18 protein-coding genes are annotated in these 16,522 nt (G+C 33.0%); 6 read left to right on the top strand and 12 right to left on the bottom strand.

Features of this window, described 5'->3' with window-relative positions:
* Positions 1-142 precede the first annotated feature (142 nt).
* The 6 genes from thrS (at position 143) to ASG22_RS16210 (ending at position 5,950) form a co-directional block, all read left to right on the top strand.
* Positions 143-2,062 (top strand): threonine--tRNA ligase, encoded by a 1,920-nt coding sequence (gene thrS / locus ASG22_RS16235; RefSeq protein WP_055987019.1) that lies wholly within the window; start codon positions 143-145, stop codon positions 2,060-2,062.
* Positions 2,063-2,184: 122 nt separating this feature from the next.
* Positions 2,185-2,745 carry a translation initiation factor IF-3 gene (infC, locus tag ASG22_RS16230; RefSeq protein WP_082505032.1) on the top strand — a complete coding sequence of 187 codons (561 nt, stop codon included), beginning with the start codon at positions 2,185-2,187 and terminating at the stop codon, positions 2,743-2,745.
* 268 nt (positions 2,746-3,013) lie between these two features.
* A complete protein-coding gene (gene rpmI, locus ASG22_RS16225) occupies positions 3,014-3,211 on the top strand; it encodes a 50S ribosomal protein L35 (protein ID WP_027385360.1) in 198 nt (65 codons plus the stop codon).
* Between the two features lie 120 nt (positions 3,212-3,331).
* Entirely contained in the window at positions 3,332-3,676 is a 345-nt protein-coding gene (gene rplT / locus ASG22_RS16220; RefSeq protein WP_055987017.1) for a 50S ribosomal protein L20, read from the top strand.
* A 102-nt stretch (positions 3,677-3,778) separates the two neighbouring features.
* The gene (locus ASG22_RS16215) at positions 3,779-4,951 is read left to right on the top strand and encodes a M28 family peptidase (RefSeq protein ID WP_055987015.1); all 1,173 of its coding nucleotides are present in this window, start codon (positions 3,779-3,781) and stop codon (positions 4,949-4,951) included.
* 90 nt (positions 4,952-5,041) lie between these two features.
* Entirely contained in the window at positions 5,042-5,950 is a 909-nt protein-coding gene (locus ASG22_RS16210; RefSeq protein WP_055987014.1) for a M28 family metallopeptidase, read from the top strand.
* Positions 5,951-5,986: 36 nt separating this feature from the next.
* On the opposite strand, the gene hisIE is transcribed toward ASG22_RS16210, so the two are convergent.
* The 12 genes from hisIE to ASG22_RS16150 form a co-directional block, all read right to left on the bottom strand.
* Complete coding sequence (gene hisIE / locus ASG22_RS16205; RefSeq protein WP_055987012.1) at positions 5,987-6,574, bottom strand: bifunctional phosphoribosyl-AMP cyclohydrolase/phosphoribosyl-ATP diphosphatase HisIE; 588 nt, start codon at positions 6,572-6,574, stop codon at positions 5,987-5,989.
* Positions 6,571-7,323, bottom strand: coding sequence for an imidazole glycerol phosphate synthase subunit HisF (gene hisF / locus ASG22_RS16200; protein WP_055987009.1), 753 nt, complete (start codon positions 7,321-7,323; stop codon positions 6,571-6,573). Before hisF ends, hisIE begins: the two co-directional genes overlap by 4 nt.
* Positions 7,316-8,038: a 1-(5-phosphoribosyl)-5-[(5-phosphoribosylamino)methylideneamino]imidazole-4-carboxamide isomerase gene (hisA, locus tag ASG22_RS16195; protein ID WP_055987007.1), complete on the bottom strand. Its 723-nt coding sequence runs from the start codon at positions 8,036-8,038 to the stop codon at positions 7,316-7,318. Before hisA ends, hisF begins: the two co-directional genes overlap by 8 nt.
* Positions 8,035-8,619: an imidazole glycerol phosphate synthase subunit HisH gene (hisH, locus tag ASG22_RS16190; protein ID WP_055987005.1), complete on the bottom strand. Its 585-nt coding sequence runs from the start codon at positions 8,617-8,619 to the stop codon at positions 8,035-8,037. The genes hisA and hisH overlap by 4 nt, the downstream gene beginning before the upstream one ends.
* Before the next feature lies 1 nt (position 8,620).
* Positions 8,621-9,715 carry a bifunctional histidinol-phosphatase/imidazoleglycerol-phosphate dehydratase HisB gene (hisB, locus tag ASG22_RS16185; RefSeq protein WP_055987003.1) on the bottom strand — a complete coding sequence of 365 codons (1,095 nt, stop codon included), beginning with the start codon at positions 9,713-9,715 and terminating at the stop codon, positions 8,621-8,623.
* The gene (gene hisC / locus ASG22_RS16180) at positions 9,712-10,743 is read right to left on the bottom strand and encodes a histidinol-phosphate transaminase (protein ID WP_055987000.1); all 1,032 of its coding nucleotides are present in this window, start codon (positions 10,741-10,743) and stop codon (positions 9,712-9,714) included. The genes hisB and hisC overlap by 4 nt, the downstream gene beginning before the upstream one ends.
* Positions 10,730-12,022, bottom strand: coding sequence for a histidinol dehydrogenase (hisD, locus tag ASG22_RS16175; RefSeq protein ID WP_055986999.1), 1,293 nt, complete (start codon positions 12,020-12,022; stop codon positions 10,730-10,732). The genes hisC and hisD overlap by 14 nt, the downstream gene beginning before the upstream one ends.
* 1 nt (position 12,023) lies before the next feature.
* Positions 12,024-12,881: an ATP phosphoribosyltransferase gene (hisG, locus tag ASG22_RS16170; protein ID WP_055986997.1), complete on the bottom strand. Its 858-nt coding sequence runs from the start codon at positions 12,879-12,881 to the stop codon at positions 12,024-12,026.
* 250 nt (positions 12,882-13,131) lie between these two features.
* Complete coding sequence (locus ASG22_RS16165; RefSeq protein ID WP_055986996.1) at positions 13,132-14,232, bottom strand: glycosyltransferase family 4 protein; 1,101 nt, start codon at positions 14,230-14,232, stop codon at positions 13,132-13,134.
* A complete protein-coding gene (locus ASG22_RS16160) occupies positions 14,216-14,890 on the bottom strand; it encodes a glycosyltransferase family 32 protein (protein ID WP_055986994.1) in 675 nt (224 codons plus the stop codon). The genes ASG22_RS16165 and ASG22_RS16160 overlap by 17 nt, the downstream gene beginning before the upstream one ends.
* A gap of 11 nt (positions 14,891-14,901) precedes the next feature.
* Complete coding sequence (locus tag ASG22_RS16155; protein ID WP_055986992.1) at positions 14,902-15,714, bottom strand: 2,3,4,5-tetrahydropyridine-2,6-dicarboxylate N-succinyltransferase; 813 nt, start codon at positions 15,712-15,714, stop codon at positions 14,902-14,904.
* Between the two features lie 122 nt (positions 15,715-15,836).
* Positions 15,837-16,406, bottom strand: a complete 570-nt coding sequence (locus ASG22_RS16150; protein WP_117590804.1) for a C40 family peptidase — start codon at positions 16,404-16,406, stop codon at positions 15,837-15,839.
* Positions 16,407-16,522 lie beyond the last annotated feature (116 nt).

The raw sequence follows: 16,522 nt of genomic DNA, 5'->3' as shown, positions 1-16,522 counted from the left end.
TAATTAATAGTTTGATCAGCTATTAATTATCTAAAACGATTTAATTCATCTTTTAGTATTAAATATATCTTCAAATATCTCGTATAGTAGTATTTTAAATAAAAAATGCGTATTTTTGCAACTTAAAATTTCTTAGTAAACAATGATAAAAATTACACTTCCAGACAATAGCGTCAAAGAATTCGAGGCGGGAGTTACTCCGCTAGATGTGGCAAAATCTATAAGCGAGGGATTGGCTAGAAACACCATCTCCGCAGTTGTAAACGACCAACAAGTAGAAACGACCACACCTATAACCACGGATTCTACGATACAGTTGTTGACATGGAATGATGATCTTGGAAAGAAGGCCTTTTGGCACTCTTCTGCTCACCTTTTGGCGCAGGCTATCCTTGAGTTTTATCCGAATGCTAAGTTAACAATCGGTCCTGCAATCGAAAACGGATTCTATTATGATGTAGATTTCGGCGACGAAAGTTTATCTGACAAAGATTTTGAGAAAATTGAGAAAAAAGTATTGGAAAATGCTAAAAAAGGTTCAACGTTCTCATTATACCCTGTTTCTAAAGAAGAGGCATTAAAAACTTATGCAGATAATCCTTATAAAGTAGAATTGATTTCTAATCTGAATGACGGAGAAATCACTTTTGTTACACATGATGATTTCACAGATCTTTGTCGTGGAGGACATATTCCGAATACCAATATTGTAAAGGCTTTTAAAGTGCTAAATGCTGCTGGAGCATACTGGAGAGGAAATGAAAAAAATCCTCAGTTAACAAGAGTTTACGGTATTTCTTTCCCCAAACAGAAAGAATTAACAGAATATCTTGAAAGATTAGAAGAAGCAAAAAGAAGAGATCATAGAAAATTAGGTAAAGAACTTGGAATTTTCGCATTTTCTGAAAAAGTAGGTGCAGGTTTACCGCTTTGGTTACCAAAAGGTACGGCTTTAAGAAGAAAATTGGAAAATTTCCTTTCTGCAGCTCAGAAAAAAGGAGGTTACGAATTTGTAATGTCTCCACATATCGGTTCTAAAGAATTGTATGTAACTTCAGGGCATTGGGATAAATATGGAGCAGACAGCTTCCAGCCTATTAAAACTCCGAATGAAGGAGAAGAATTCATGCTGAAGCCGATGAACTGCCCTCACCACTGTGAAATTTACAAAACTTCACAATGGAGCTACAGAGATTTGCCGAAAAGATATGCAGAATTCGGAACTGTTTACAGATACGAGCAAAGCGGAGAGCTTCACGGATTGACAAGAGTTCGTGGATTTACTCAGGATGATGCTCACCTTTTCTGTACTCCGGATCAGCTTTTAGGAGAATTTGAAGCGGTAATTGATCTTGTATTGTACGTTTTCAAATCTTTAGGTTTTGAAGATTTCATGACTCAGGTTTCGTTAAGAGATCCTGAAAATAAAGAAAAATATATCGGTTCTGATGAAAACTGGGAAAAAGCAGAAAATGCGATCATCACAGCAGCGAATAATAAAGGTTTGAAAACTGTTGTTGAATATGGTGAAGCAGCATTCTACGGTCCGAAGCTGGATTTTATGGTGAAAGATGCTTTGGGTAGAAAGTGGCAGCTTGGAACCATACAGGTTGATTATAATTTGCCTGAAAGATTTGATCTTCACTACATCGGAAATGATAACGAGAAACACAGACCGGTGATGATTCACAGAGCACCGTTCGGTTCTTTGGAGCGTTTCATTGCTATTTTGCTTGAAAATACTGCGGGAGACTTCCCATTATGGTTGGCTCCGGATCAGTTTATTATTCTTCCGATCAGTGAAAAATATGTAGATTATTCGAAAAAAGTTTCACAATTTTTGGAAAATCACGATATTAGCGGTCAGATTGATGACAGAAACGAAAAAACCGGTAAAAAAATCCGTGATGCGGAATTGAATAAAATTCCATTTATGCTTGTTGTAGGGGAAAATGAAGAGAGAGATGGCACAATTTCTGTAAGAAGACGTGGAGAAGGTGATCTTGGAGTAATGAGCATGGAAGATTTCGTTGCTTACTTTAAGAAAGAATCAGCGATATAAAAAATTTAATTAAGAGATTAAATAATTTAGAAATTGAGAGATTAGTAGAGTAATTTCTTAATGCCTAAATCTCTAAATTTTTTAATTTTAAAATAGTAATTAACCAATAAAATTATAATACAATAGCACAAAGATTTAACAACAGGGGCCCACAAAGACGTCCTGTACAGGAGGACTTACACTTAATCAACGATAAAATTCGTGTGAGAGAGATTCGTTTGGTGGGCGATAACGTAGAGCCGGGAATTTATCCAATTGACAAAGCGAGACAAATTGCTGCGGAACAAGAATTGGATTTAGTAGTAATTTCCGATAAAGCTGAACCGTTTATTGCGAGAATATTAGAATATAAAAAATTCTTATATGAGCAAAAGAAAAAGCAAAAGGAACTAAAAGCGAAACAAGTAAAAGTGGTTGTAAAAGAGATCCGTTTCGGACCTCAGACTGACGAACATGATTACGAGTTTAAAAGAAAACATGCTGAAAAATTCCTTGAGGAAGGTTCAAAATTAAAAACCTACGTATTTTTTAAGGGACGTTCGATTATCTTTAAAGATCAGGGAGAAATTTTACTTTTAAAATTGGCTCAGGAATTAGAGCATGTTGGAAAAGTAGACCAGCTTCCTAAGCTTGAAGGAAAGAGAATGATTATGATGATGAGTCCTAAAAAACCGGCTAAATAAGCAATAGTGACGGGGAACTGTCAATTTTAATATAAACCTCAAAGCAATTTGAGGTTTTTAACGGCTTTAAGAATTACATTTAAGTTTACTCTTTTAATATCTGAGTTAATAAATTTATATTAAAAGTTTAATGACTCATCGCCTTTGCAACACTTAAAATTTCTTTTTAACTCTCGATTTTTTTTCGTAATTTTGCAAACTATTATTCCCGAAATGTCTGGGAATAACCAAAGACAGATATTGATAACAAAACATAAAAAGCAAAACAATGCCAAAATTAAAAACGAAATCAGGTGCTAAAAAGCGTTTTGCTCTTACTGGTTCTGGTAAGATCAAAAGAAAAAATGCTTACAAAAGCCACATCTTAACTAAGAAAGAAACTAAGCAGAAGAGAAATCTTACTACTACTTCTTACGTAGCTAAAGTGGACGAAAAAAGCGTTAAGCGTCAATTAGCAATCAAGTAGTTTTTATAAATCTATATTCGGTTTATAAGAATTCAAAACAAATTCAACAATTTAACCCTGAAATGGAGCCACTAAGAGTAATGAAATAATTACCGCACATTTCAAAAAAACAATTAAATTATGCCAAGATCAGTAAATGCCGTAGCTTCAAGAGCTCGCAGAAAAAAAGTTTTAAAGCTAGCTAAAGGTTTTTTCGGTAGAAGAAAAAACGTTTGGACTGTAGCTAAAAATGCCGTGGAAAAAGCAATGCAATATGCTTACCGTGGTAGAAAAGAAAAGAAAAGAAATTTCAGATCACTTTGGATCACGCGTATCAACGCAGGAGCTAGAGAACATGGAATGTCTTACTCTCAGTTTATGGGAGCTCTTAAAAAGAACAACATTGAGCTTAACAGAAAAGTTTTAGCAGATTTAGCAATGAATCACCCTGAAGCTTTCAAAGCAGTTGTAGATCAAGTAAAATAATGTAGAATTTTTGTTATCAATATTAAATCCTGAGTTTTTTGCTCAGGATTTTTTTATTATATACATTTGCTAATTATTATATACGTAAAACTGTACCCCGAAGTGAAAAAAGTTACTACTATTCTATTGCTTTCATTAGCAACTTATAATCTGCAGGCACAAAGTCTTGTACAGGCTTATAAAAGCAGAGCAGACCAGGTTTCACAAACCAATATTACAACAAACCTTCAGGAATTTGGAAATCTTGGAGTAAAAACCACAGGTTCTACCGCCAATACCAATGCATTAAACTGGCTTAAAGCAAAATATTTGGCGTATGGGTATACTGCAAGTCAAATGACGGAAGATACTTTTAATTACGGAAGTTTAACTTCAAAAAATTTAATCCTCACAAAAACAGGAACAACTTATCCTAATATATACGTTATTATCTGTGGACATTATGATACTGTTACAGGTCCCGGCGTAAGCGACAACGGCAGCGGAACTTCAATTATTCTGGAAGCTGCCAGGATTTTAAAAGATATCCCTACTGAATATTCTATTAAATTTATTAACTTTTCGGGTGAAGAACAGGGAATGTTGGGAAGTAATCATTACGCGAATAATGTAGTTTTTCAAAACAGTGTTCGTCAATTAAATGTAAGATTGGTTTTTAATATTGATCAGGTAGGAGGAAAAATCGGGAATATTAATAATGCAATTAAATGCGAAAGTGATCAGAGCGGACAGACAGGCAATAATGCAGCATCGCTTTCTTTTACACAGCAATTAGCGACTTGTACAACACTATACTCACCCCTTCAGACTGTAATGTCTGATGCATATTCATCCGATTATGTTCCTTTTGAAGCTAACGGGGATATTATCACAGGTTTTTATGAAAATGTAAGAAGCTATAATGAGCATACGGTAAATGATACTTTTGCCAATGTAGATCCAACATATGTATTTAATGTAGGAAAAGCTGCGGTGGGGGCATTACAGCATTTTGCGGTAGCTACTACTTCTTTATTGGGCACTAATGAAGCAAATATAAATCCCTTAGAATCAATCAAGATTTATCCGAATCCGGCAAAAGATTATTTAAATATAGAGCTTCCGAAAGAAGTGAAAAATTTTAAACTGGAAATTACAGATTTAGCCGGAAGAACAGTTTTAAATCATGACAATGAAACAAAAATCAATGTTTCAGGCTTAATAAACGGAACTTACCTTTGTACTATTAAAGCAAATGATAAAACTGCTGTTAGAAAAATAATTATTGCAAAATAATTTTATTTTTAAAATATGGAAGTCCTGATTGTTGATCAGGACTTTTTTATTTCTATTTTTGATGATTAATAAAACTATAACCTTACTATAATGAAAAAAATCCCCACACTTCTACTCTTTTCTTTATCAGCTTTAAGTTTGAATGCACAGACTTTTATTCAATCTTATCAGGATCGTGTAAATATGTTAAAGAAAGAAGATATTATCTCGAATTTGAAAGAATTTGAAAAACTTGGAGTAAAAACTACAGGTTCCATAGAAAATGAAAACGCTTTGAAATGGATTAAAGATAAATATTTGGCTTTCGGTTACTCTGAAGATCAAATTGAAGAAGATCCCTTTTCAATAGGAAGAGTAAAATCAAAAAATCTTATCATAACAAAAAAGGGCACAGTTTATCCTGATAAATATGTAATTATCTGTGGACATTTCGACAGCATTAATGGTCCTGGAGTAAATGATAACGGCAGCGGAACTTCCATTATGCTAGAAACAGCAAAAATTTTAAAAGATATTCCTACTGCTTATTCTATTAAATTTATTCATTTTTCCGGCGAAGAGCAAGGGCTTTATGGTAGCAAACATTATGTAAATGATGTAGTTTATAAAGATAAAACTCGCCAATTTGATATAAAAATGGTTTTTAATCTAGATCAGGTTGGAGGAAAAAAAGGTATGTTTAATGATACCGTTTTTTGTGATGAAGACCAAGACGGAACCTCTAAAAACAATGCAGCTTCAACTCAAATTACCAAAGAATTAATGACTTGTACGACACTTTATTCTCCTCTACAGGCAAAAATTGATCCTGCAGAACACAGTGACTATATTTCTTTTGAGAAAAAAGGCGAAGTAATTACAGGCTTTTTCGAATATCTGAGGAGTGATCTTCCTCACACAAAAGATGATACATTTGCAAATACAGATGTAATGTATGTTTTTAATATCGGGAAGGCAACCATCGGAGCATTACAACATTTTGCAGTTGCTAATAGATAAAATATAATAGAAATTAAAGCCTTGCAAAACAAGGCTTTAATTATTTCTGTCTAAAAGTATTTTTTCAATCTGGTTTAGTGATATATTTTTTGATTTCAGTAAAATTAAAAAGTGATAAAGCAGATCTGCAGCTTCATTTTTGAATAAATCAGTATTGTTATCTTTTGCCTCAATTACCAGTTCTACGGCTTCCTCTCCTACTTTTTGAGCAACTTTATTGATTCCTCTCTGATACAAAGAATACGTATAAGAATCTTCTACCTTTTCATCAATTCTTTGAGCAATTTTTTCTTCCAATTCATATAAAAATCCTTTAGAATCTTTCTCTCCAAAACAACTGAAATTTCCCGTGTGACAAACGATATTTTTAGGAACCGCTTTAATTAAAATTGTATCCTGATCACAATCGATATCAATATTTTTTACGGTTAAAAAATTACCGGATTCTTCACCTTTCGTCCAAAGTCTGTTTTTGGAACGGCTGAAAAATGTAACAATTCTGTCATTTTTTGTTTTTTCGAAGGCTTCTTCATTCATATAACCCAACATTAACACTTGAAGTGTTCTTTTATCCTGAATAATCACAGGCACTAATCCGTCATTTTTACTAAAATTAATTTTCATCGTATTGCTATTTTTTTAGATTTTAATTCACTTTTCAACTCCTGAATTGTCACTTCCCCAAAATGGAAAATACTGGCAGCTAAAGCTCCTGTTGCTTTGGTTTGATTAAAAACATTTTCAAAATCTTCAATATTTCCTGCCCCTCCGGAAGCAATTACAGGAATATTTACATTTTCTGAAATCATTTTTATAAGTCTAAGATCAAAACCTTTTTTTGTTCCGTCTCCATCCATCGAAGTCAAAAGAATTTCTCCGGCTCCTAATTGCTCAACCTTTTTTGCCCAATCTAATGTTTTTAAATGGGTGATTTCCCTACCTCCTTTGATATGAACCCAATCATTGTTATTTATAAGTTTAGTATCAATTGCAAGCACAATACATTGACTGCCAAATTCTTTAGCCAAATCATAAATCAACTGAGGTTTTTTAACCACAGAAGAATTGATACTGATTTTATCTGCTCCTGCTTCCAGAAGCTTTCTGACGTCTTCAACCGTTGAAATTCCACCTCCTACGGTGAAAGGAATACTAAGTTCCTGGGCAATATGATTTACCAATTCAATGAAAGTTTTTCGCTCTTCGATTGTCGCAGTAATATCTAAAAAAACCAATTCATCAGCACCTTCCTCTTCATATTTTTTCGCCAATTCAATAGGATTTCCGGCATTCCGAAGATCTTCAAAATTGATTCCCTTTACCGTTGTTCCGTCTTTTATATCCAGACATGGAATAATTCTTTTTTTAAGCATTTTCAATAAATTTCTGTAATTCTTTCAGTTCAATTTTTACTTCATATATTGCTTTTCCGATAATCGTTCCCGAACATCCGATTTGCTTCATTTGGTGAACATCTTCAATTCCTGAAATACCGCCACTTGCAACCAATTGAACATTTGTTTTTTCCAAAATATCTTTGTACAAATCTGTCGACGGACCTTCCAGCATTCCGTCTTTGGAAATATCAGTGCAAATTGTATTTTTTACACCATTTTCTTGGTATTGTAAGATAAAATCAATTACATCTTTATCACTCTCTTCCAGCCAGCCTGACGTTTTTATTTTTCTGTTTTCACAATCAGCTCCGAGAATAATTTTCTCTGAACCGTATTTCCTAATTAATTCAAAACAAAATTCAGGATCTTGAACGGCAATACTTCCGATGGTAATCTGTTTTGCTCCGCAATTAAATGCAGCCTCAATATCCTCTAAACTTTTCAAACCACCTCCAAAGTCTATTTGTAAAGATGTTTCTTTAGCAATATTTTCCAATACTTTATGGTTAACAATATGTTTGGATTTTGCTCCATCAAGATCAACTAGATGAAGAAATTGTATTCCGTAATCTTCAAATTCTTTAGCAACTTCAACCGGATTTTCGCTGTAAATTTTCTTTGTCTCATAATTACCTTTTGACAGACGCACACATTTTCCATCAATAATGTCAATAGCAGGAATAATTTTCATACTTCAAGTTTTAAAAAGTTTTCTAATAATTGACATCCAATTTCCCCCGATTTTTCAGGATGAAACTGCATCGCATAAAAATTATCATTCTGTAAAGATGCACTGAAAGGCAAAATATAATCACAAACCGAAGTGGTATTCTCAGATAATTCACAATAATAGCTATGGACAAAATATACATCATTTTCCGCTTGAATGCCATCAAAGAATGATGATTTAAAGTTTGAAATCGTATTCCAACCCATATGCGGAACAATATCTTTTGCAGGAAATTTCTTCACATTACTATCAAAAATCCCCAATCCGACAGTGTTTCCTTCTTCATTGTTTTTACACATTAACTGCATTCCTAGACAAATTCCCAAAACAGGTTGTTTTAAAGTTGGAATTAACTGATCCAACCCTTTTTGCTTTAAAATTTTCATTGTTGATGAAGCTTCACCAACCCCCGGAAAAATAACTTTATCAGCTTTCTGAATCAGTTCAAAATCATCGGTAACAATAGAGTTTACATTAAATCTGTTCAACGCATTTTGTACGGAATTTACATTCCCCCCGTTGTATTTTATAATCGCAATCATTTTACAAACTTCCTTTAGTTGATGGTACATTAAAGTTCTGATCTGTTTGATTAACAGCCATTTTTATTGCTTTTGCAAAAGCTTTAAAAACAGATTCGATCTTGTGGTGTTCGTTCTCACCTTCAACTTTAATATTTACATTACATTTAGCCGAATCGGTGAAAGATTTAAAGAAGTGGTAAAACATTTCCGTAGGAACATCACCAATTTTCTCACGATTAAAATCAGCTTCCCAAACCAACCAAGAACGTCCTCCAAAATCGATGGCAACCTGCGCCAGACAATCATCCATAGGCAAAAGAAATCCATATCGCTCAATTCCTTTTTTCTTTCCTAAAGCTTTCAGAATGGCCTCTCCTAAAACAATTCCTGTGTCTTCAATGGTGTGATGTTCATCAACCTGAAGATCACCTTTTACTTTAATTTTTAAATCTAAATTCCCGTGTTTTGAAATCTGTTCAAGCATATGATCGAAGAAATACAAACCTGTTGAGATTTCTGATTTTCCGCTTCCATCGAGATTAACTTCAACTTCAATATCCGTTTCCTTTGTTTTTCTAGAAACGATAGATTTTCGTGGAATTTGCTTTAAATATGAATAAATTTCACTCCAACTTTCCGTCGTCAAATCTGCACACTCATTTTGAACTTTATTAATAAAAATTGCTTTTGAGCTTAAATTTTTTGCTAATTGAATATCTGTTAATCGGTCTCCAATCACAAAAGAGTTTTCGAGATCATAATCTCCATAAATATATTTACCAAACATTCCGATTCCCGGTTTTCGTGTTTGTAAATTTTCATGTTCAAAACTTTTATCAATTAAAATATCATTAAAAATAATCCCTTCATTTTCAAATGCTTTTAACATTTTTTCATGAGGTTTTATAAAGTCTTCAAAAGGAAAACTGTCTGTGCCTAAACCATCCTGATTGGTCACCATGACCAACTCATAATCTAGTTCTTTTGCTATTTTTGAAAGGTTTTGAAAAACATCAGGATAAAATTCTAATTTCTCTAAAGAATCTACCTGAAAATCTGTTGGCGGTTCTATAATTAAAGTTCCGTCACGATCTATAAATAATACTTTTTTCATGATTCAATACTTTTTAAAACTTGAATTAATTGAATATTTTCTTCTCTATTTCCAACATTTATCCGGATACAATTTGGAATTTGAGGACTTCTTTTACTCGTCAGAATTTCCTTTTCCAGTAATTTTTCATAAACTTTTTCTGAATCTTTAAATTCAATTAAGAAAAAATTAGCATCGGTCGGATACACTTTTTTTATACAATTTATAGTCTGAAACTCATTTTCCAACCAGAAGATTTCTTTTAAAGTATTTTTTATATTTTCAATTATATTATATTGTATATTAATTGCTTCCAATATTTTATTTAAACTTAAAGAATTAATATTATAAGGTGACTTTACTGTATTGATTAATTTAATAATTTCTTTTGACGAATAAGCGACACCGACTCTAGCACCCGCCATTCCCCACGCTTTTGAAAAGGTTTGAAGAACAATAAGATTTGGATATTTTTCCAATAATTCAATACTTGATTTTTTTCCGGAAAACTCAATATACGCTTCATCAACTACCACAATTCCATTGAAGTTTTTAATATAAAATTCAATGTCTTCTATGCTATTTCCTGTTGGGTTATTTGGCGAGCATAAAAAGAATATTTTTAACTGATTCTCTTTTATAACGTTTAAAAAATCATATTTTTCAATTTCAAAATTTTCATTTAAATTGAGTTTTACAACTTGGTTTTCATTGATAGAAGCATACAACCCATACATCGCAAAAGAAGGATTCATAACCAAAACTGAATCATTTTTAGGCTCACAAAAAACTTTTATAATCAAATCAATTAGTTCATCACTTCCGTTTCCGATAGCAATTTGATCAACTGAAATATTTTTTATTTCAGATAGTTTTTGCTTCAATTTTTTCTGTGTAGAATCAGGATAGCGATTGAATTCACCAAAAGGACTTTCATTAGCATCCAAAAAAACGGGATTTTCAAATTCATTATGATCTCTAAAACTGACGTAAGGTTGTAGCTGTAGAATATTTTTTCGTACTAAGCTATTGATATTAAATTCTTTCATTTTCTTGATTTAATCTTATTGATACAGCATTTTTGTGAGCATATAAACCTTCCGCTTCTGCCATAAGTTCTATTGTTTTTCCTAAATTTTGAAGTCCTTTTTTTGATAAATTCTGGAAAGTGATTTTCTTGACAAAACTATCCAAGGAGACTCCGCTATAATTTTTTGCAAACCCATTTGTAGGAAGTGTATGATTGGTTCCGCTTGCATAATCTCCTGCACTCTCGCATGAATAATTTCCAAGAAAAACAGAACCTGCATTTAAAATTTTCGGAATATATTTCTCAAAATCAGTCATTACTAAAATCAAATGCTCCGGAGCGTATAAATTGCTCAATTTAATGGCTTCTTCAATTGTTTCTAATAAAATAAAATAACTGTTTTTCAATGATTCTTTTGCAAATTCATTTCTTGGAAGCTTAATGAGTTGTTTTTCCGTTTCTTCGATAGTTTGGTTAAAAATTTTCTCATCAGTTGAAATAAAAACAACCTGACTGTCACTCCCATGCTCCGCCTGAGAAAGTAAATCTGCAGCACAAAATGCGGGAATTCCCTGTTCATCAGCTATCACCAATACTTCGCTCGGTCCGGCAGGCATATCGATGGCAACACCGAAACTTTGAGAGTATTCTTTTGCAGCAACAACAAACTGATTTCCCGGTCCGAAAATTTTATAAACATTCGGAATGCTTTCAGTTCCTAAAGTCATTGCAGCAATGGCTTGAGCACCGCCGGTTTTAAAGATCTCAGTAACACCACAAAGTTTAGCAGTATATAGAATTGCAGGATTAATATTTCCATTTTTATCGGGCGGTGTACATAATATAATTTCATCGCAACCTGCTAATTTAGCTGGAATCGCAAGCATTAAGACGGTTGAAAATAACGGCGCTGTACCTCCCGGAATATAAATTCCTATTTTTTCAATCGCTCTGGTTTCCCTCCAACAGATCACTCCTTTAGTTGTTTCAATCTTTTTAATTTCAGGAATTTGTGAAGCGTGAAATTTTGTAATATTATCTTTTGCCTGCTGAATAGCCAATTTTAGTTCTGCACTAATTAAATTTGTAGAACTTTCTATTTCTTCGTCAGATACTTTGATATTTTTAACTTCAGCATTATCGAATTTTTTATTAAACTCAATTAAAGCCTGATCTCCATTTCTTTCGACATTTTTGAAAATATCAGTAATAATTTCTGAGAGTTCTTCTCTTTTTATGATTGGTCTTTTTATCAGTTCAGACCAATTATTTCTATCGGGATATTTATAAATATTCATATTAAATCACCATTTTATCGATTGGAATTATTAAAATGTCCTGCGCTCCTTTTTCTTTCAGCTCATCAATCACTTCCCAGAATCTTTCCTCATCAATTACCGAATGAATACTGCTCCAACCCTCTTCTGCTAAGGGAATAACGGTTGGGCTTTTAAGTACCGGGAGGCTTTTTGAAATTATTTCAATCTTTTCGTTAGGAACATTCATTAAGATATATTTAGAATTTTTCGCTTTTAAAACAGCTTTAATTCTGAAAAGAAATTTTTCTAAAATAGCCTGTTTCTCTATATCCAGCTCAGAGGTTTTTGCCAGAACGGCTTCGGATTTCAATAACGTAACAGTTTCTCTTAATCCGTTTTTAAACAAAGTACTTCCGGAGCTTACGATATCACAGATCCCATCAGCCAGTCCGATATTCGGAGCAATTTCTACAGAACCGGAAATTACATGAATATCTGCGGAAATATTATTTTTATTCAGAAAATTTTTAAGCGTATTCGGATAAGAAGTAGCAATTTTTTTACCCTGAAAATAATTGATGTCGTTTGTTTCAATTTCTTTCGGAATTGCTAACGAAACACGGCATTTTGAAAACCCAAGAGACTGAACAATTTGAATGTTTTTCTGCTTTTCTGCTAAAAGATTTTCGCCGACAATGGCAATATCTACCACTCCATCTTCTAAGTATTGAGGAATATCGGAATTTCGTAAATACATGATTTCCATTGGGAAATTATCTACAGAAACTTTAAGTTGATCTTTTCCGTTATTGATGAAAATGCCGCAGTCTTTCAGGAGCTGAAGAGATTCTTCATAAAGCCTTCCGCTTTTTTGTATGGCAATTTTTAAAGTACTCATTTTTGATTATTTAAATCTGAGTAAACAAAAATGATTAATTGAAATAAATTGCCCGGGAAGAATTTAGAAACAAAAAAACCGTCTGTTTACTCAGACGGTTTTTAATTATTTTGATTTTAACATAGTTACATATCAATCAATTCCGTCTTAGCAGAGATGATGATGATAATGATGTACTGTTAAAAAATTTGGTTTCATTGTTGAAATTTGTGGTACAAATGTAGAACTTATTTTTAAACTTACAAGAATTTTATGAAATAATTTTTTGATAAAGATTCATCAACTGATTGACAATTTGCTCATCATTAAACTTCTGAACAAACTCAAAAGCCTTATCAGCACGACGTTTCCTTTCTGATTCATTATCCCACAAAAATTTAATTTTAGACTGAATGTCAAAATAATTATTAGGATCAATGTAAACAGAATCCGGACCGCCTGCTTCCGGAAGACAACTTGTATTGCTCGTAACAGTTACCGTTTTTGAAAATAAAGCTTCAATAACCGGTATTCCGAAACCTTCAAAAAAACTTGGATAAATGAAAATATCAGCCAACTTATAGATTATTGCCAACTCATCCATCGAAACTCCTTCCAAGAAATAAACCTGTTTTTCAAGCTTATTTTTTTTAATAAAATATTCAATTTTACTGAAATATTTTGTCTTTTTTCCGACAACTACTAACGGAATATTAGTACCGCTAATTGCCTTGACAATATTCAATAAATTCTTCCGATCTTCAATCGTTCCGACATTTAAAACAAATCTTTCAGGAAGGTTGAATTTATCTTTTGTAATTTCAATTAATTCATTGGATTGCTGCTCTTTAAAAGCATAATGACACCCTTGATAAATCACTTCAATTTTGCTTTCCGGAATCTTTAAAAACTGAATAATATCCTTTTTTGTCTGCTCCGAAATAGCAATGATTTTATCTGCAGAATTTGCCGCTTTTTTAAATTTCCAAAAGTGAATTTTGCGGTCAAAAAAAGAATAATATTGAGGGTATCGAACAAAAATCAAATCATGAATCGTCACAATCTTTTTAATCGGTTTTTGACTCCATTTTAAAGGCAATTCACCCGATAATCCATGGAAAATATCTGCATTTTGTTTTTGAGCATCCTTTCCCATTTTTAACTGTCGAGACATGCTTCCTTTGGATGTTTCAACAAAATGAACGTTAGGGTTTTCTAAAATATCAGACCCTCTTTCAGACCTATTTTTATTTAAGAGTAAATATTCGTTTTCCGGATAATATTTAGATAAAATTCTAACTAAATCTCTTGAGTAATTACCCAATCCTGAAGTATTATGAAAAAAACGTTTGGCATCAAATGCTATCTTCATTCTCAGGCTTTATAATGTTTTGAGTAAGCTGTTTTCGCTTCCAATGTTCAGATTTATCACTGTAAAGAAAGAATTTTCCAAGCTTGTATTTAAACTGCATATTGTTGTCATAATGCGGTCCCATAAAACGATGCGGAATCGTAGGATTTTCTTTTAAACATGCTTTTACTGCATCTGTATAAACCGTTGGTCCTGTTGTTTTGTGTACGTTATGAGGATGTGGATTATTTTTAATATTATCCAAAATCATCTCCAAAGTTCGCTGTAAAAATGGGTGTCCTGCGGCATAGGCAAGACCCCACTGTACGTAGTATGTATGAGGAATTTCATCCGTTACCAAAGCAACATCGTCTTCAAGAATAAACTTTTTAATAGGCTTATTAATTCCGCTGTCTACATCTAAATATACTCCCCCTTTTTTGTAAAGAATGGCGTATCTGAAAAAATCTGCTTTGGCAGCTCCTATTGTCAATCTATTATAAGCTTTCAAATATTCTGGTGGAAACTCCTCTTCAAAGAATGTCTGAATTCTGTTATCATCATAAAAATGATATTCGTACTCAGGATTTTTCCTTAGCATTCTTTTGATGTGAAACTTCGTAAGCCAAGGAAGCTTATCGGTTTTGAAAGTCTGAAAAATTTGTTTAGGAATTGCCATTTGCAAGTGATTTAAACAGCTACATTATTTTCTCTCAAAGCATCATTAAGAGACGTTTTTTTATCTGTAGATTCTTTTCTCTGACCAATAATCAAAGCACAAGGAACCTGATATTCTCCGGCAGGATATTGCTTAGTATAACTTCCAGGGATTACAACCGAACGAGCAGGAACTCTGCCTTTAATTTCAATTGGAGTTTCACCTGTAACATCGATAATTTTAGTTGAAGCCGTTAATACAACATTCGCTCCCAAAACTGCTTCTTTTTCAACATGAACTCCTTCTACAACGATACATCTTGAACCGATAAAACAGTCATCCTCAATAATAACCGGAGCAGCCTGAAGCGGTTCTAAAACACCACCGATTCCTACACCACCACTCAGGTGAACGTTTTTACCGATCTGTGCACAGCTTCCAACTGTCGCCCAAGTATCAACCATCGTTCCTGAATCTACGTAAGCACCAATATTTACATAAGACGGCATCAAAATAACTCCGGGAGCAATATAAGCACCTTCTCTTGCAATTGCATGCGGTACAACTCTCACGCCTTTTTCTGCATAATTTCTCTTCAAAGGCATTTTATCATGAAATTCAAACGGACCTACCTCAATAGTTTCCATTTTCTGGATCGGGAAATACATTACTACAGCTTTTTTTACCCATTCATTCACCTGCCATCCGTTTTCTGTAGGCTCTGCTGTACGAAGTTCACCTTTATCAACCAAAGAAATTACCTCTCTAATCGCCTTTTGGCTATCTTCATTTTGTAATAATTCTCTGTTGTCCCAGATATTTTCAATAGTTTGTTGTAACGACATTTTTCTAGTTTAAAATTATTCCGCCAAATATACAAAAAAGTTCAGCAAAACCTTTTGAAAGTATTATGTTTAAGCTGATTTTAATATTTAATAAAAAGTTTGTACAATAGCAAAAACATTCATTATAAAACTCTTTGAGCGTGCAGGTAAGCTTTGTTCCAGTACGTTTCATTTAATGAAGAAATGATGACACCTTTTGACGTAGATGCATGAATAAATTTCACTTCACCATCATTTCCGATATCATGAACAATTCCGACATGGGAAACCCGGCTTCCTCCTGCGGTTGCAAAAAACAGAAGATCTCCTGGCTTCACTTCTTTTATGTCGATTTTATTTCCGGTTTCTGCCTGATCCGATGATCTTCTTGGTAATTTAAAATCATTTTCCTCAAAAACTTTTACTGCAAATCCCGAACAATCAAAACCAGATGAAGTGTTTCCTCCGAATTTATATGGTGCCCCCAGATATTTTTCCGCATCACCAAGTAGTTCATTGATTGATTTTGAAACTTTTCCATCGAATTTTGAATCCAGTTTTCGGAGATTTTCAGATTTCGTAATTGTTTTAGTTCCTGAATTTTTTTTTGCGGTGACGTTTTTAGAACTTCCACATGAAATTATAATAAAAGATGAGATAAGCAAAACAGATAATTGTTTTATTCTTAAATCTTTAAATAATACTGTTTTCATACCCTTTTGCTTTTCAATACATACTATTTACTTACAAATATATTGAAAAATTACAGAAATATTCAGCAAAAAACGTTGATGAATAATGAAAAATGTAATTCTAATAATCACCAATA

Origin of the sequence: Chryseobacterium sp. Leaf405 (assembly GCF_001425355.1) — a bacterium.
Taxonomy (GTDB): domain Bacteria; phylum Bacteroidota; class Bacteroidia; order Flavobacteriales; family Weeksellaceae; genus Chryseobacterium.
The sequence above is the reverse complement of the archived record's forward strand: the minus strand, read 5'-3'. Positions and strand labels throughout refer to the sequence as shown.

Bases quoted from the DNA above. Each gene is read 5' to 3' on its own strand.
- hisA (WP_055987007.1), bottom strand. From the start codon at position 8,038: ATGAAAATTATTCCTGCTATTGACATTATTGATGGAAAATGTGTGCGT.
- hisH (WP_055987005.1), bottom strand. From the start codon at position 8,619: ATGATTGCGATTATAAAATACAACGGGGGGAATGTAAATTCCGTACAA.
- hisF (WP_055987009.1), bottom strand. From the start codon at position 7,323: ATGCTTAAAAAAAGAATTATTCCATGTCTGGATATAAAAGACGGAACA.
- hisB (WP_055987003.1), bottom strand. From the start codon at position 9,715: ATGAAAAAAGTATTATTTATAGATCGTGACGGAACTTTAATTATAGAA.
- ASG22_RS16160 (WP_055986994.1), bottom strand. From the start codon at position 14,890: ATGGCAATTCCTAAACAAATTTTTCAGACTTTCAAAACCGATAAGCTT.
- rpmI (WP_027385360.1), top strand. From the start codon at position 3,014: ATGCCAAAATTAAAAACGAAATCAGGTGCTAAAAAGCGTTTTGCTCTT.
- thrS (WP_055987019.1), top strand. From the start codon at position 143: ATGATAAAAATTACACTTCCAGACAATAGCGTCAAAGAATTCGAGGCG.
- rplT (WP_055987017.1), top strand. From the start codon at position 3,332: ATGCCAAGATCAGTAAATGCCGTAGCTTCAAGAGCTCGCAGAAAAAAA.
- hisC (WP_055987000.1), bottom strand. From the start codon at position 10,743: ATGAAAGAATTTAATATCAATAGCTTAGTACGAAAAAATATTCTACAG.
- ASG22_RS16150 (WP_117590804.1), bottom strand. From the start codon at position 16,406: ATGAAAACAGTATTATTTAAAGATTTAAGAATAAAACAATTATCTGTT.
- hisIE (WP_055987012.1), bottom strand. From the start codon at position 6,574: ATGAAAATTAATTTTAGTAAAAATGACGGATTAGTGCCTGTGATTATT.
- ASG22_RS16210 (WP_055987014.1), top strand. From the start codon at position 5,042: ATGAAAAAAATCCCCACACTTCTACTCTTTTCTTTATCAGCTTTAAGT.
- ASG22_RS16155 (WP_055986992.1), bottom strand. From the start codon at position 15,714: ATGTCGTTACAACAAACTATTGAAAATATCTGGGACAACAGAGAATTA.
- hisD (WP_055986999.1), bottom strand. From the start codon at position 12,022: ATGAATATTTATAAATATCCCGATAGAAATAATTGGTCTGAACTGATA.
- hisG (WP_055986997.1), bottom strand. From the start codon at position 12,881: ATGAGTACTTTAAAAATTGCCATACAAAAAAGCGGAAGGCTTTATGAA.
- ASG22_RS16165 (WP_055986996.1), bottom strand. From the start codon at position 14,232: ATGAAGATAGCATTTGATGCCAAACGTTTTTTTCATAATACTTCAGGA.